The organism is Nocardia sp. NBC_01009 (assembly GCF_045208035.1).
In the GTDB taxonomy this organism is placed as follows: domain Bacteria; phylum Actinomycetota; class Actinomycetes; order Mycobacteriales; family Mycobacteriaceae; genus Nocardia.
Window position 1 is genome coordinate 4,957,785 of the sequence record NZ_CP108695.1, and the last position, 14,436, is coordinate 4,972,220.

The 14,436-nt window shown below is 66.2% G+C and carries 13 protein-coding genes; 11 read left to right on the forward strand and 2 right to left on the reverse strand.

Features of this window, described 5'->3' with window-relative positions:
• Positions 1-111: 111 nt before the first annotated feature.
• Positions 112-1,560: a PLP-dependent aminotransferase family protein gene (locus OHA42_RS22165; protein WP_406229788.1), complete on the reverse strand. Its 1,449-nt coding sequence runs from the start codon at positions 1,558-1,560 to the stop codon at positions 112-114.
• Positions 1,561-1,682: 122 nt separating this feature from the next.
• On the opposite strand from OHA42_RS22165, the gene OHA42_RS22170 reads away from it, so the two are divergent.
• The 11 genes from OHA42_RS22170 (at position 1,683) to OHA42_RS22220 (ending at position 13,663) form a co-directional block, all read left to right on the forward strand.
• Positions 1,683-2,522, forward strand: coding sequence for a nitrilase-related carbon-nitrogen hydrolase (locus OHA42_RS22170; RefSeq protein ID WP_406229789.1), 840 nt, complete (start codon positions 1,683-1,685; stop codon positions 2,520-2,522).
• Between the two features lie 16 nt (positions 2,523-2,538).
• Positions 2,539-3,960 (forward strand): dihydropyrimidinase, encoded by a 1,422-nt coding sequence (hydA, locus tag OHA42_RS22175; RefSeq protein WP_406229790.1) that lies wholly within the window; start codon positions 2,539-2,541, stop codon positions 3,958-3,960.
• Between the two features lie 47 nt (positions 3,961-4,007).
• Entirely contained in the window at positions 4,008-5,045 is a 1,038-nt protein-coding gene (locus OHA42_RS22180) for a TIGR03842 family LLM class F420-dependent oxidoreductase (protein WP_406229791.1), read from the forward strand.
• Positions 5,046-5,246: 201 nt separating this feature from the next.
• Complete coding sequence (locus OHA42_RS22185) at positions 5,247-6,134, forward strand: ABC transporter permease (RefSeq protein WP_406229792.1); 888 nt, start codon at positions 5,247-5,249, stop codon at positions 6,132-6,134.
• Between the two features lie 98 nt (positions 6,135-6,232).
• The gene (locus OHA42_RS22190; protein WP_406239533.1) at positions 6,233-7,090 is read left to right on the forward strand and encodes an ABC transporter ATP-binding protein; all 858 of its coding nucleotides are present in this window, start codon (positions 6,233-6,235) and stop codon (positions 7,088-7,090) included.
• On the forward strand, positions 7,087-7,881 hold the full coding sequence (locus OHA42_RS22195; RefSeq protein ID WP_406229793.1) for an ABC transporter permease: 795 nt from the start codon (positions 7,087-7,089) through the stop codon (positions 7,879-7,881). The genes OHA42_RS22190 and OHA42_RS22195 overlap by 4 nt, the downstream gene beginning before the upstream one ends.
• Positions 7,878-9,020 (forward strand): ABC transporter substrate-binding protein, encoded by a 1,143-nt coding sequence (locus OHA42_RS22200; protein WP_406229794.1) that lies wholly within the window; start codon positions 7,878-7,880, stop codon positions 9,018-9,020. The genes OHA42_RS22195 and OHA42_RS22200 overlap by 4 nt, the downstream gene beginning before the upstream one ends.
• 74 nt (positions 9,021-9,094) lie before the next feature.
• On the forward strand, positions 9,095-10,411 hold the full coding sequence (locus tag OHA42_RS22205) for an aspartate aminotransferase family protein (protein WP_406229795.1): 1,317 nt from the start codon (positions 9,095-9,097) through the stop codon (positions 10,409-10,411).
• Between the two features lie 137 nt (positions 10,412-10,548).
• On the forward strand, positions 10,549-12,084 hold the full coding sequence (locus OHA42_RS22210) for a glycosyltransferase family 39 protein (protein WP_406229796.1): 1,536 nt from the start codon (positions 10,549-10,551) through the stop codon (positions 12,082-12,084).
• Positions 12,085-12,519: 435 nt separating this feature from the next.
• Positions 12,520-12,888 (forward strand): arsenate reductase family protein, encoded by a 369-nt coding sequence (locus tag OHA42_RS22215; RefSeq protein ID WP_406229797.1) that lies wholly within the window; start codon positions 12,520-12,522, stop codon positions 12,886-12,888.
• Positions 12,889-12,982: 94 nt separating this feature from the next.
• Positions 12,983-13,663, forward strand: coding sequence for a TIGR00266 family protein (locus OHA42_RS22220; RefSeq protein WP_406229798.1), 681 nt, complete (start codon positions 12,983-12,985; stop codon positions 13,661-13,663).
• Between the two features lie 262 nt (positions 13,664-13,925).
• Here the strand turns inward: OHA42_RS22220 and OHA42_RS22225 are convergent, their stop codons facing one another.
• Positions 13,926-14,432 carry an NUDIX domain-containing protein gene (locus tag OHA42_RS22225; RefSeq protein WP_406239534.1) on the reverse strand — a complete coding sequence of 169 codons (507 nt, stop codon included), beginning with the start codon at positions 14,430-14,432 and terminating at the stop codon, positions 13,926-13,928.
• Positions 14,433-14,436 lie beyond the last annotated feature (4 nt).

Consider the following 14,436-nt stretch of genomic DNA (forward strand, 5'->3'; position numbering starts at 1 on the left):
CGCACCGGACGATGCTCCGGGCGATCATTCCATCTCTCCCCGAAGAGCGTGGCAGGTTGGTGCTTTGCGGCGTCGATCGGCCGCGAGCACGCGCGGCTTGTTGCCGTGCTTTCAGGCTCGGCGGACCCGTCGATAGGTAGGGGCGGCGGTGGTGGCGGCGGCCAATTCCGTTGCCAGCCAGTCGAGATCGCTGTCGGTGACGGCCGCGACGGTGATGCGCAGGTGGTCGGAGACGGGGTGGTCGCCGACTTCGAAGGGTCCCCCGGGGGCGACTTTGATGCCTGCGGCGGCGAGCGAGATCATGGCCGCGTTCTCGTCGGCGACCGGGAGCCAGAGGTTGATGCCGTCATTGCGGGCGATGGTGATGCCTCTGCTGGACAGCGCGCGGCGGAGTTCGGCCGAGCGTCTTCGATACTCGGCGCGAGCCGCGGTGACGATGTGGATGGCATCTTCGTTGTCGAGCATGCTGAGCAGGACGCGTTGCAACAGGCGGCTGGTCCAGCCGGGGCCGAGCATGCGGCGTTCGACGACGGGGTCGAGGAGTCCGGCGGGTCCCCCCGCCACCGCGAGACGCAGGTCGGCGCCGTGGGATTTCGAGAACGAGCGGATATGCACGGTGCGCCTGGGCAGCCTGCTGCCCAGGGAGCGCAATGGTGCCGCGGCGATCCCGGCCGAATGGTCGTCTTCGATCACCAGGGCGGCGGTGTTCTGCAGGATGTCGGACAGTTCACGGACCCGGCTCGCGGTGAGGGAAACGCCGGTGGGGTTCTGTGCGCGGGGTTGCAGAATCAGTGCGGTGGCGGCGTGCGAACCGACAGCGCGAGCCAGATCGCTGGGTAGTAGACCGGATTCGTCCATTCGAACTGGTATCGGGCGGGCGCCGATGCGGGCCAAGAGGTCCAGAAACGGCGGGAAACACGGGTCTTCGACAGCGACCGCGTCGCCGAGTCGGATGTGCGCGGTGAGCAGCCGATCGACAGCGTCGAGGGCGCCGTCGAGGACGGCGAGACGTTCGGCACGGAAGGGCCAGTCGGTGCGCACCTTGGCGGCGAGGTCGGGCAACACCGCCTCGCCCATGTAGTCGGCGGCCAGGTCGCCGCCACCATGGCTGGCGATGTCGCGCAGCGCGGCGGCGAGATCGGGGAGCAGATCCGGATCGGGGGTGCCGCGGGACAGATCGACACGGAACGCGCTGTCGGTCGGTGGGTGCAGGCGCTGGTAGCGGCCGGTCGGGGTGGTGGGCCGTGCGATTTCGGGTTGGCCGACGAAGGTGCCTGCCCGTCCGCGGGCGATGATCGCCCCGGTCGCGGCCAGCGCCCGCCAGGCCTGGTTCACCGTAGAAGGCGATACCCGTAGCTCCTTGGCGACCTCGCGGACGGTGGGCAGTCGCGACCCGGGTTGGAGTGCGCCGGAACGGATCCGGCGGCTGACGGCGGCGGCGATGCCCGCCGGGGTGCGATCGTCGAGATCCGCGGTGAACTCGGCCGGTGACACAACGGCCGGAGCGGGCGCCGCGCCGTTGTTCGGTGCGCGGGGTGTCGTCGCGGGCTCGATTGTCACACGCTCATTCTGCTTCGGGCACCGGACCGTAACCATCATCGGCATCAAGGTTTACGGCCACGAAACTGTTTCCGCAATCTTGTAACACAACCGAATTGGATCGGAGTGAAGTATAACAAAGCATGGGAATCGTTCGAGCGGCGCTCGTCCAGACGAACTGGACGGGCGACAAAGAGTCCATGATCAAAGTGCACGAGGACTATGCACGTCAGGCCGCCGCGCAGGGCGCGAAGGTGATCTGCTTCCAGGAGTTGTTCTACGGCCCGTACTTCTGCCAGTTGCAGGACGCGAAGTTCTATGACTACGCGGAATCGGTGCCGGGTCCGACCACGGAACGATTCGCCGCCCTGGCAAAAGAATTGGGCCTCGTCATGGTGCTGCCGGTGTACGAGCAGGAGCAGCCCGGGTTGCTCTACAACACCGCGGCGGTGATCGACGCCGACGGCAGCTATCTCGGCAAGTACCGCAAGCACCATATCCCGCACGTCAACGGGTTCTGGGAAAAATTCTACTTTCGGCCGGGAAACATGGGCTGGCCAGTGTTCGACACCGCAGTCGGCAAGGTCGGTGTCTATATCTGTTACGACCGGCATTTCCCAGAGGGCTGGCGGGCGCTCGGCTTGGCGGGTGCGGAGATCGTATTCAATCCATCGGCCACCTCGCGCGGCCTTTCGGGTTATCTGTGGAAATTGGAGCAGCCCGCGTCCGCGGTCGCCAACGAGTACTACATCGGCGCGATCAACCGGGTGGGCATCGAGGCCGAATACGGCGACGACGATTTCTACGGAACCAGCTACTTCGTCGATCCTGAGGGCAAGTTCGTCGGTGACGTCGCCTCCGACACGGCCCCCGAACTGATCATCCGCGATCTCGACATGGACCTGATCAAGACGGTGCGCGACCGGTGGGCCTTCTACCGCGACCGTCGCCCCGACGCCTACGGACCGTTGGTAGCACCCTGAGGCCGGTGAGACTCATATGACAAAGACCTTCATCCACGGCGGCACGGTCGTCTCGGCGACCGGATCGCAATTGCTCGACGTCCTCGTGGACGGCGAAACCATCGTCGCCGTTCTACAACCCGGTGCAACGGCGTTGGGCGCCGACCTCACGCAATCCGCGGACGTCGTGATCGACGCCACCGGTAAATACGTGATCCCCGGCGGCGTCGATGGGCACACCCATATGCAACTGCCCTTCGGCGGTACCGAGGCGTCCGACACCTTCGAGACCGGCACCAGAGCCGCGGCCTGGGGTGGCACCACCACAATCGTCGATTTCGCGGTGCAGAAGCCCGGGGAGCGAGTGCAGGACACTCTGGGCGCCTGGCATGAGAAGGCCGCGGGGCAGTGCGCTATCGACTACGGATTCCACCAGATCATCGGCGAGGTGAACGACGAATCCCTGAAGGGGATGAGTGAATTGGTGGCCGAGGGCGTCACCAGCTTCAAACTGTTCATGGCCTACCCCGGCGTCTTCTACTCGACCGACGGCCAGATCCTGCGGGCCATGCAGGCGGCGGGTGATCTCGGCGCGCTGCTGATGATGCACGCGGAGAACGGAATTGCTATCGACGTGCTCGTCGAGCAGGCGCTCGCCCGCGGCGAGACCACGCCGTACTTCCACGGTGTCTCACGGCCGTGGCAGATGGAGGAGGAAGCGACCCACCGGGCCATCATGCTCGCCCAGTTGACCGGCGCGCCGCTGTATGTCGTGCACGTCTCGGCCAAGCAGGCGATGGAACAGATCGCCACCGCGAGGGGAAACGGGCAGAACGTCTTCGGTGAAACGTGTCCGCAGTATCTGTACCTTTCACTCGAAGAGCATTTGGGCGCACCGGGTTTCGATGGCGCGAAGTGGGTGTGCTCGACGCCGCTGCGGTCGCGGGCCGAGGGGCATCAGGACGAGCTGTGGCGGTATATCCGCACCGGTGACGTCAGCTCCGTCAGCACCGACCACTGCCCGTTCTGCATGAAGGACCAGAAAGAGCTCGGCGTCGGAGATTTCAGCAAGATCCCCAATGGGATCGGCGGCGTGGAACACCGGATGGACCTGATGTTCCAGGGCGTGAAGAACGGCTTGATCTCGCTGGAACGCTGGGTAGAGGTCTGCTGCACCACCCCGGCCCGGATGTTCGGCATGTACCCGCGCAAGGGTGTCATCAGCCCGGGCGCCGACGCCGACATCGTGATCTACGACCCGAGTGGGCACACCAGCATCGGCTTCGGCAAGACCCACCACATGAACATGGACCACTCGGCCTGGGAGGGCTTCGAGATCGATGGCCATGTCGACACGGTGCTCTCGCGCGGCCGGGTGGTCATCGACCGCGGCGAATACCTCGGCAGCAAGGGGCACGGCCGGTTCATCATCCGCGAGCTGTCGCAAAACCTGATCTGACGCGCGTCCGCAACACGACGCACTCGATTCGAAACGGAGAGTGCCGCATGGACATCGGTGTGGTGCTGCAATGCACACCCCCTGCCTCGCGGGTGGTCGAGCTGGCCAGACAGGCCGAGACGCACGGCTTCTCACACGTGTGGACTTTCGACTCGCATCTGCTGTGGCAGGAGCCGTACGTCATCTACAGCCAGATCCTCGCCGCCACCCGCAAAGTAGTCGTCGGTCCGATGGTGACGAATCCGGCCACCAGGGATTGGACGGTGACTGCTTCCACATTTGCGACGCTCAACGACATGTTCGGCAACCGCACCGTCTGCGGTATCGGTCGCGGCGACTCGGCGGTGCGGACACTGGGCGGTAAGCCGGCCACCCTGGCCACACTGCGGGAATCGATCGCGGTGATCAGGGAACTCGGCAACGGTCGCAGCGCCCGCATCGGCGACACCGTCGTGCGCTTTCCATGGGCGGGCGCCTCACAGCTCGAGGTCTGGGTCGCCGGCTACGGTCCGCGCGCCCTCGACCTGACCGGTGAGGTTGCCGACGGCTTCATCCTGCAACTGGCCGATCCGGACATCACCGCGTGGACCATCGCGCGGGTGCGTGCGGCGGCCGAGCGGGCGGGCCGTGATCCCGGCGCGGTCAAAATCTGTGTGGCCGCGCCGGCGTATGTCACCGACGGCTCCGAGGGCGCGACCACCCATGCGCGCGAGCAATGCCGCTGGTTCGGCGGCATGGTCGGCAACCATGTTGCCGACATCGTCACGAAATACGGGACCAGCGGCGATATTCCGGCCGCACTGACCGAATACATCGCGGGCAGGCAGGGCTATGACTACAACCTGCACGGCAGGGCGGGCAACACCCATGCCGATTTCGTGCCGGACGCCATTGTGGATCGCTTCTGCCTGATCGGCACGCCCGACGATCAGGTCGCCCGTTTGCGCGAACTCGAGAAGCTCGGCGTCGATCAGTTCGCGGTCTACCTCCAGCACGACGCGAAGACCGCGACGCTGGAAGCCTATGGCGAGTCGGTTATTCCGCGTATCGCGCACCCCGTCACCGCGACCGCGGCGGCCGAGTGATCGCCCAGGTGGCGGCTGCCGTGGCACTCGCGGCAGCGTGCGCCGAGCTGGTTCGGTGCAGGCTCGTCGAGCATGCCGGGCAACCGGTGACAGTGTCAGTGGGTACGCGATGACGAGTCGACAGTGGCCTTTTCCGCCGAACACGGTCTGTGGGCTCACGAAGCGAGACGCCCATCCAATGCCGGTGTCGGCAGGTGCGAAATGAGTGCGGCATGGCGGGCGCAGCGGGCCGGGTACGCGATCGGCGTGCTGGTGCTGGTTGTCGGACTGTGGGAACTGGTGAAGTTCGCGGTGCCCGAAGGCGGTGTGAGCATCGGCGATCAACGGATATTGCCGCGCACCAGCGATGCCGCTTTGCCGCATGCGTGGTCGGTGATCACCGTGCTGGGAGAAAAAGACGGTAGCGGTACGGTGGGTGGAACGCTGTTGCGGACAGCGGGATTCACCTTTGAACTGGCACTGCTCGCGCTGTTGCTCGGCACCGTCGTCGGGGTGGCGCTGGCCGTGGTGATGCAGCGTTTCGCATTTGTCGAACGCGGGTTGCTGCCGTACATCATTGTCTCGCAGACGGTTCCACTGATCGCCTTGGCTCCGCTCGTCGCTGGGTGGGGCGGCAAGATCGTCATCGCGGGTGAGCCGTGGCGGCCGTGGATGAGCATCGCGGTGATCGCCGCGTACCTCGCTTTCTTCCCGGTCGCGGTCGGCATGCTGCGTGGGTTGCAAGCCCCGTCGAAGGCCTCGGTGGAATTGCTGCACAGCTATTCGGCGAGTTGGTGGAAGACCTTGGTGCACCTGCGGTTTCCCGCTGCGGTGCCGCATTTCCTTCCCGCGCTGCGGTTGGCCGCGGCGGCCTCGGTGATCGGTGCGGTGGTCGCGGAGATCTCAACCGGGACCGCGGGCGGCATCGGCCGCCAGATCATCGTCTTCGCCCAGCAGGCCACCGGTGACGCCTCGCGGCTGTACGCGGCCGTCTTCGCCGCCGCCCTGCTCGGCGTCGCGATCACCGCCGTGGTCGGCCTCGCCGAGTTCGTATTACGTCGCTACAGCCGCCCGATCGGGGCGCGCAGCTCTTCAGGAGGTACCCGTTGATCGCCAAGCAAGACCGGGAAGCAACCGACGGTGCCACCTCGTCAGCGGCTGGGTCCGATGGTGCATTCCCGGAGAGCGGAGCGGCCGAGGCCCGGGACCTGCGCGCGACGGTCGATCACTCGGCCGGCGCGGCGGGCGCTGTCGAGTCGGTGGCGGCCGTCTCGCTCGCACATGTCGGCAAGATCTTCGCGGCCGGTGCTGTCACCGCGCTGTCGAATGTGTCGCTCACCGTGGCCGCGGGCGAATTCGTCTCGCTGATCGGCCCTTCCGGCTGCGGCAAGTCGACCCTGCTTCGGATCATCGCGGATCTCGAGCAACCCAGCAGCGGCACCGTCGCGGTGCACGGCAAGACCACACGGCAAGCCAGAATCGACCAGGACTACGGCATTGCCTTCCAGCAGGCGGGGTTGCTGGATTGGCGCACGGTGCAGGCTAATGTCGAATTGCCGATGGAGTTGCACAAGGTGCCGAAGGCCCAGCGCCGGACCCGCAGTGCGGAACTGCTCGAGATGGCCGGGCTGACCGATTTCGCGCGCCGCTATCCCGCGGAGCTCTCGGGCGGCATGCAGCAACGCGTCGCGATCGCGCGGGCGCTGGCCCGCAAGCCGTCGCTGCTGCTGATGGACGAACCGTTCGGTGCGCTCGACGAGATGACACGTGAACGAATGCAGGGCGAGCTATTGCGGATTACCGGTGAGACCGGTGCGGCCGTGGTTTTCGTGACGCACTCGATCCCCGAAGCCGTGTTCCTCTCCGATCGGGTGGTGGTCATGTCACCGCGCCCCGGCCGCATCACCGACATCGTCGCGACCGATGGCTGGGGCCGCGACCTCGCCGCCGCTGGGGACGATGTGCGTTCCAGCACCGCGTTTTTCGATGCGGTAGCGGCGGTCCGCGCGGCACTGCGCGAAGGCCACGGCACCGACGCCGCGGTGGCCGGACGGGACCCGCGATGAAAGCGGCGCTCTCGGCCGGTGCACTACCGGTGCGGACGGTGCTGCCGCCGTTGGTGTTCGGCGTCGGTGGTCTGGCGCTCTGGCAACTGCTGACCGTCGCCGCAGGCGTGCCCTCGTTCCTGCTCCCCGCTCCGACGGCCATCGCGCGCGAGTTCACCGACAACTTCGGCCGCATCGTCGACGCCGCGAGCGCGACCGGGAAGAACGCGCTCATCGGACTGCTGCTCGGTGCGGTGCTCGGCATCGCCGCCGCAATGTTGGCCGTGCGCTTCCGGCTGGTCGATGGCCTACTCACACCGCTGGCCGCGGCCGCGGCGGCGGTGCCGATCGTCGCGCTCGCGCCGTTGCTCAATTCGATGTACTCCACCACCACCGACACGCCGCGCCGCATCGTCGTCACCATCGTGGTGTTCTTTCCGATGTTCGTCAGCACCGCGCGCGGACTGCGCCAGGTTCCGCAGGTCCAGTCGGATCTGATGACCTCCTACGCGGCGGGCGGCTGGCAGATCACCCGGACCGTCCGGCTGCCCGCGGCCATGCCCTACCTGTTCACCGGTCTGCGCATCGCCGCACCCGGAGCGGTGATAGCCGCGATCATCGCCGAATACTTCGGCGGTTTGCAGAACGGCCTCGGCAGCCGGATCACCTCTGCCGCGGCCAATACCGCATATCCGAGGGCCTGGGCCTATGTGGCGGGCGCCATGCTCGTCGGCCTGCTCTTCCTGGCCGCTGTCCTGCTGCTCGAACAACTCACCCGACGACCCCGCAACACCTTTTGGAGAACGAAATGACATCCACCCCCAGGCGATTGCGCGCCTGTCTGGCGCTGGCAGCGCTGGCCGCCGCGGCGCTGACCGGCTGCAGCACCACCGAAAACGGCTCGACGACGACCTCCGACGGACTGACGAAGGTCCGCCTGCAACTGCAGTGGTTCAAGCAGGGGCAGTTCGCAGGCTACCTGGCGGCGGTCGATCAGGGCTTCTACAACGAGCAGGGCCTATCGGTCGAGATACTCGACGGGGGCACTGACATCGTGCCGCAGACCGTACTCGCTCAGGGCCAGGCCGATTACGCCATCGCCTGGGTGCCGAAGGCGCTGGCATCGCGCGAGGCCGGTGCGGGCATCACCGATGTCGCACAGGTCTTCCAGCGCTCGGGCACCAAACAGGTCTCCTTCAAGTCCGACAATATCGCCGGACCGGCGGCGCTGCGCGGCAAGACCGTCGGAAACTGGGGCTACGGCAATGAGTTCGAGCTGTTCGCCGGCATGACCAAGGCGGGCATCGACCCGGCCAAGGACGTCAAGCTGGTCCAGCAGCAGTTCGATATGAATGCCTTCCTCGCCAAGGACATCAATGCCGCACAGGCCATGTCGTACAACGAATACGCGCAGCTGCTGGAGACCAAGAACCCGGCAACCGGAAAGCTCTACACCGCAGACGATTTCGCCACGATCGACTGGAACGACGAGGGCGTCGCCATGCTCCAGGACGCAATCTGGGCGAACACCGAAAAGCTGAAGGATGCCAAGTATCAGGACCAGACGGTGAAGTTCATCGCGGCCTCGCTGAAGGGCTGGGTCTACTGCCGTGACAATGTCGACAAGTGCCGCGACATCACCGTCGCCGCGGGCAGCACGCTGGGTGCCACGCATCAGCAGTGGCAGATCAACGAGGTGAACAAATTGATCTGGCCCTCGCCCGCCGGCGTCGGGCTCATCGATCAGGCCGCCTGGGATCGCACCGTGAAGATTGCCAAGGAAACCCGTAACCAAGAGGGCGCCACGGTCCTGAAGAAGGATCCCGACGCCGGTGCTCTCACCAACGAGTACGTTACGAAAGCGCTGGACTTGCTGAAGTCCGGTGGAATCGACGTCACCGGAACGAGTTTCGCGCCGAGCCGGGTGACGTTGACCGAGGGCGGTAAATAGGTGGCGCGTCGGCCGAAGCCGAGCGCCGACGATCGAACGATGGATGCCGAAGGGCAAGAGCGGAGCGACCGGAGATGACTACCGATCACGTCTTCTATCCGTGGATGGCGCAGGGTGGCGCGAATCCGACGCCGATCACCGGTGCGTCGGGCTCGTGGTTCTGGGACGACTCCGGCAAGCGATATCTCGACTTCTCCTCCCAGCTGGTGAATGTGAACATCGGCCACCAGCATCCGGATATGGTCGCCGCGATCATTGCGCAGGCCCAGAAACTAGCGACCATCTCGCCGACGGTCGGCAACCAAGCGCGCAGCGAATTGGCCGGACTGATCGTCGAACGCGCACCCGGTGACCTGAACCGCGTGCTGTTCACTACCGGCGGTGCGGAGGCCGTCGAGCACGCGGTGCGGTTGGCGCGCAGCTTCACCGGTCGCACCAAGATGCTCGCCGCCTACCGCTCCTATCACGGCGGCACGGGTGTCGCCATCGGCCTGACCGGTGAGCCGCGGCGCTGGGGTGCGGAGCCGACCAATGTCGACGTGGTGCGATTCTTCGGGCCCTATCCCTACCGATCACCGTGGGACACGAGCACACCTGAAGAGGAGACCGCCGCGGCGCTGAAGCATCTGCGTCAGGTGATCGAGCTGGAGGGTCCGCAGCACATCGCGGGCCTGATCTTGGAGACAGTGGTCGGCACCAACGGCGTGCTCGTCCCGCCGCCCGGCTATCTGGCCGGGGTGCGCGCGCTGTGCGACGAATTCGGCATCGTCTACATCGCCGACGAGGTGATGGTCGGCTTCGGCCGGGTCGGGGAGTGGTTTGCGGTACAGGCGTTCGGGGTCGAGCCCGACATCATCACCTTCGCCAAGGGCGTGAACTCCGGCTATGTCCCGCTCGGTGGTGTGCTGATCGCCGAGCGGATCGCGCAGCGCTATGACGACCAGGTGTACCCCGGCGGGCTCACCTATGCGGGTCATCCGCTGGCCTGCGCGGCCGGGATCGCCTCGATCGAGGTATTCGAGCGCGATGGCATTCTCGACCACGTGCGGTCGGTGGGAGCTGACGTGCTCGGAAAAGGCTTGGCGGAGTTGGCCACTCGTCACCCGAGCGTCGGTGAGGTACGTGGCCTCGGCTTCTTCTGGGCGCTGGAATTGGTGCGCGACGTGGATACCCGGCAGCCGCTGATCCCGTTCGCGGCCGCGGGCGATGCCGCCGAGCCGATGGCTCGGGTGACCGCCGCCGCGAAGGCGCGCGGATTGTGGCCGTTCAACGCCGGCAATCGTTTCCAGATCGCGCCGCCGCTCACCACCTCGGCGGACGAAATCCGCACCGGCTTGGAGATTGTGGACGAGGTGCTGGAGGTGGCCGACGAATACGTCGGCGCATCCTGACGGCTGTCGGTGCGGGGTCGAGGTCACCATGACCCCGCTCGGACGCCGAGCAGCGGACTCGCCCGTCCGGTAAACACCCCGACGGCCACTTCCCGCTACATTCGAGCTGTCCGACTCGAACTCCTTCAGGAGCTGGCGTGACCGACACCGAAGATCGTCACGAGCTCGACACCGCGCCCGATGGGCGCCCGCCGCTGGCGACCACGGGCATCGCCGTCGTCGCCGCGGTTTCGGCGGGTGTGCTGCTGTTCTCCATCAGCCGCTACGACTACTTCGGTGACGAGCTCTACTTCCTCGCCGCGGGACGGCGGCCGTCTTTCGGTTATGCCGATCAAGGTCCGGTGCTGCCGATGCTGGCCCGGCTGATGGACACCATCGCGCCCGGGTCCTATTTCGTGTTGCGGCTGCCGGTGGTCGCACTGACCGTGCTGGCGACCGTGCTCTGCGCGATGATCGCCCGCGAGCTCGGTGGCGGTCGCGGCGCGCAACTGTTCGCCGCTTTCGCCTACGTCACCTCGCCGTTCCTGCTATTGCAGGGCAAGATGCTCACCACCAACGCCGTCGACACCGTGCTGTGGGCGATCATCACCTGGCTGGTGGTGCGGTGGGTGCGCACGCGGCGCGACCGGCTGCTGCTGTGCGCGGCGCTGGTGACGGCAGTCGACATGCAGGTGAAGTGGTTGATCCCGTTCTTCTGGATCACCGTCGCGGTCAGCGCGCTGGTCTTCGGTCCGCGCGAGTTGGTGCGGCGGCCGCTGCTGTGGCTGGGCGGGCTGATCGTGGTCATCGCGACGGTGCCGACGCTGATCTGGCAGGCGCGGCACGACTGGCCGCAATTGGAAATGGGCATGGTGATCAGTGGTGAACAGGGAATTCTGGGCGGCAAGGTGATGTTCGTGCCGCTCGCCCTGCTCACCGCGGGATACCTGGGCACAGTCCTGCTGATATACGGCGTATTGGCCCTGCTGTGGCAGGTCTCGCTGCGTCCCTACCGGTTCCTCGCGGTGAGCCTGCTGTTGCTGTTCGCGATCTTCCTGACGATCGGCGGCCGTATCTACTATGTGGCCGGAATGTACGGCGTGATGTTCGCGGCGGGCGCGGTCGGGCTCACCGAACTGGCCGCGCGGTTGCGGCCTGCGCCGCGACGCTTGCTGACCGGCGGCGGCATCGTGCTCGCTGCGGTGGCGATGGCCTACATGCTGATGTCGACTCCGTGGCGGGACGCGGCACACGTCGATCCGCCCGCCGACAATGCCGAGGCGATGATCAATATCGGCGTCTACGGCGAGTTCGGCTGGCCGGAGCTGACGACGGCGGTCACCGATGCCTACGATTCGCTGACTCCCGACGAACAGGCCGGGGCCATCGTGGTGACCGATACCTATTGGCAGGCAAGTGCATTGGACCAGTTCGCCCGTGACCGGCTGCCCCCGATCTACAGCCCGAGCCGCGGCTACGGTTACTTCGGCACGCCGCCCGACACGGCCACCGTGGTACTTGCCGTCGGGGTCAACGAAGCCTTCCTGCGCTGGAACTTCGATCAGATAGCACCCGTCGGCAAGGTCGACAGCAGACTCGGCTACGAAGGCAACACCCAGAACGTCACCATCTGGAAGTGCACCGGACTGCGCCACCCGTGGTCAGAGGTGTGGCCGGTGTGGATGCATCTGTGAGGTCGTGGGGTACCGGAGTTCGTTATGCGAGCTCGACCGCCGGCCCCGGAACTACCCGCGAAAAATGATCAAAGGCGACGCCGACTCGCCTGCCACCGTCGCCTGCGACCCACGTGGGTGATCCGTCGGGCCAGCCCTCGTGCCGGTACCAGTCGAGGAAGCCCTCGTGCGTGATTCCATAGATCTGGCCGTTGGCATCGTATGAACCGAAGACCCCGGAGTAGAACTGCCATCCGCTGCCGATCCGGCGGCCGCCGTTACCTCCGGTCCAAGTGGCTGATCCGTCGGTCCAGCCGTCATGGCGGTACCAATCCACATCGTCGTCTGCCGTAATTCCGATGCGGGTATCTCATGTTCCGTCGCCACGAAGTCGCTATCGGTGGCCAAGGGGTGTGACCCGTCCGGATGTAACTGTGAAGGCGATAGTGTGCGTTCATGACTTCCGGGCAGACCGAGATCTGGCACAACCCGCGGTGCACCAAGAGCCGCAATGCCACCGCGTTCCTCGATCAGGCGGCCGTCGAATACACGGTCCGGCGTTACCTCGACGATCCGCCGACGACCGAGGAACTGCGCGCCGTGCTGCGGCGGCTCGGCGCGGAGCCGTGGGACATCACCCGCACCGGCGAGCAGATCGCCAAGGATCTCGGCATGTCCGGCTGGGGTCGCGGTGCGGCCGACCGGGAACGCTGGATCGAGGCGCTCGCCGCGAATCCGAAGCTGATCCAGCGGCCGATCGTGCTCACCCCTGACGGCGGCGGCGTGGTCGCGCGAGACGACGCCACCCTGCGATCGCTGGAGTGACACCGACGACGGTGTGACGCAGGGATCTTCGGCCCTGACGTGCCCGTGATCGCCGCCTCTCGGCTGTCGTCCGGACGCGGTAGGGTCGGCGAATATGAAGGTACAACTGCGCCATAACCCCGCGTCGACCATCGCGAGATGCTTCCTCGCGGGTGGCGAGCCGATGCGGGTCGAAAGCGGCGCCATGGTCGCGCATTCGGCGGGAGTCACGTTGCAGGCCAAGGCCGAAGGCGGGATTCTGGCCGGGTTGAAGCGCTCGGTGCTGGCGGGTGAATCGTTCTTCGTCTCCACGTTCACCGCGCCCCCGCAGGGTGGTTGGGTCGATGTGGCGCCCGCGCTGCCCGGCGACATGCTGAATCTGCAGATCACGCCGGACCGCCCGTTCTTCATCAGCCGCGGCGGCTGGATCGCGAATTCCCATGGCGTGCAGGTGGAAAGCAAGTGGGGTGGCTTCGCGAATCTGTTCGGCGGCGAGGGCGGCTTCGGGCTGCGCGCGCACGGCGACGGCGAGATCGTGGTCGGCGTTTTCGGCGCGATCGACGTCATTGATCTGCAGCCGGGCGAACCGATCACCATCGACACCGGACACGTGGTGGCCTACGACCTCGCGATGAACTTCACCATCCGCCGCGCGGTCTCCGGGCGGTCGATCCAGTCGTTGAAATCCGGTGAGGGCTTCGTCTTCGATTTCGCCGGACCGGGCCGGGTGCTGCTGCAGACCCGCAACCCCGGCGCCTTCGCCGCATGGGCGGGATCGGTCGCCTCGTCGAGCTGAGCAGGCATTTCACGAACGGGTTACCTCCCGGACATCTCCCTCGTCGAGACTTCCAGCTTCGTCAATGTTGCACACCGCACGAAGCTAGGAAAGAAATATGGAATTGCTCCAAGTCGTGGCCATGATCGTCGAATCCATCCTGAAGGTCGGCAGCGGCAGCGCCGGCTGATCTGCCGCGGCAGCGTCTGCCGACGTCATCCCGGCGGCCGTGGGGATCCACCGTGGAGGTGGCTCCCTCCGGCCGCCGGGACGACCGGGGGAGTCAACCCAGCACGCCCTCGACGAGGATGCGGGTGTCGGGAACGAAAGGCCAGGTCGGGTCGGCCAGGTGGGCGGCAAGTTCGGCGTCGGTCCACCACCAGCCGTCGGCGATCTCTTCGGGCTGATGCCGCAGGGGACCGTCGTAGCGCAATTCGTAGGCGAACAGATGGCAGCGCATCGGCTGGCCGTGCCATTCGCCATCCCAGGAAATCGTGCGCAGCAGCGGCAGGGTCGTACCCGCCGGCAGCGTGATGCCCAGTTCCTCGGCGAGTTCGCGGACCGCGGTCTGCGCGGGTGTCTCACCGGGCTCGACGACGCCACCGGCCAGGCAATCGTGCATGCCGGCAAACACCATTTTGGTGTCGGTGCGGCGGTGCACATAGATGCGCGTGCCGTCGCCGGATCGAACGAGCACACCAGCACTGGCGTGCCAGATTCCGTCACGGTAGACCGTGGCGCGATCGGCTGCACCGACTACGCTTCCTGCCTGGTCGTAGACCGCGATCATCTCC

Bases quoted from the DNA above. Each gene is read 5' to 3' on its own strand.
- hydA (WP_406229790.1), top strand. From the start codon at position 2,539: ATGACAAAGACCTTCATCCACGGCGGCACGGTCGTCTCGGCGACCGGA.
- OHA42_RS22220 (WP_406229798.1), top strand. From the start codon at position 12,983: ATGAAGGTACAACTGCGCCATAACCCCGCGTCGACCATCGCGAGATGC.
- OHA42_RS22205 (WP_406229795.1), top strand. From the start codon at position 9,095: ATGACTACCGATCACGTCTTCTATCCGTGGATGGCGCAGGGTGGCGCG.
- OHA42_RS22180 (WP_406229791.1), top strand. From the start codon at position 4,008: ATGGACATCGGTGTGGTGCTGCAATGCACACCCCCTGCCTCGCGGGTG.
- OHA42_RS22170 (WP_406229789.1), top strand. From the start codon at position 1,683: ATGGGAATCGTTCGAGCGGCGCTCGTCCAGACGAACTGGACGGGCGAC.
- OHA42_RS22225 (WP_406239534.1), bottom strand. From the start codon at position 14,432: ATGATCGCGGTCTACGACCAGGCAGGAAGCGTAGTCGGTGCAGCCGAT.
- OHA42_RS22200 (WP_406229794.1), top strand. From the start codon at position 7,878: ATGACATCCACCCCCAGGCGATTGCGCGCCTGTCTGGCGCTGGCAGCG.
- OHA42_RS22185 (WP_406229792.1), top strand. From the start codon at position 5,247: ATGAGTGCGGCATGGCGGGCGCAGCGGGCCGGGTACGCGATCGGCGTG.
- OHA42_RS22195 (WP_406229793.1), top strand. From the start codon at position 7,087: ATGAAAGCGGCGCTCTCGGCCGGTGCACTACCGGTGCGGACGGTGCTG.
- OHA42_RS22215 (WP_406229797.1), top strand. From the start codon at position 12,520: ATGACTTCCGGGCAGACCGAGATCTGGCACAACCCGCGGTGCACCAAG.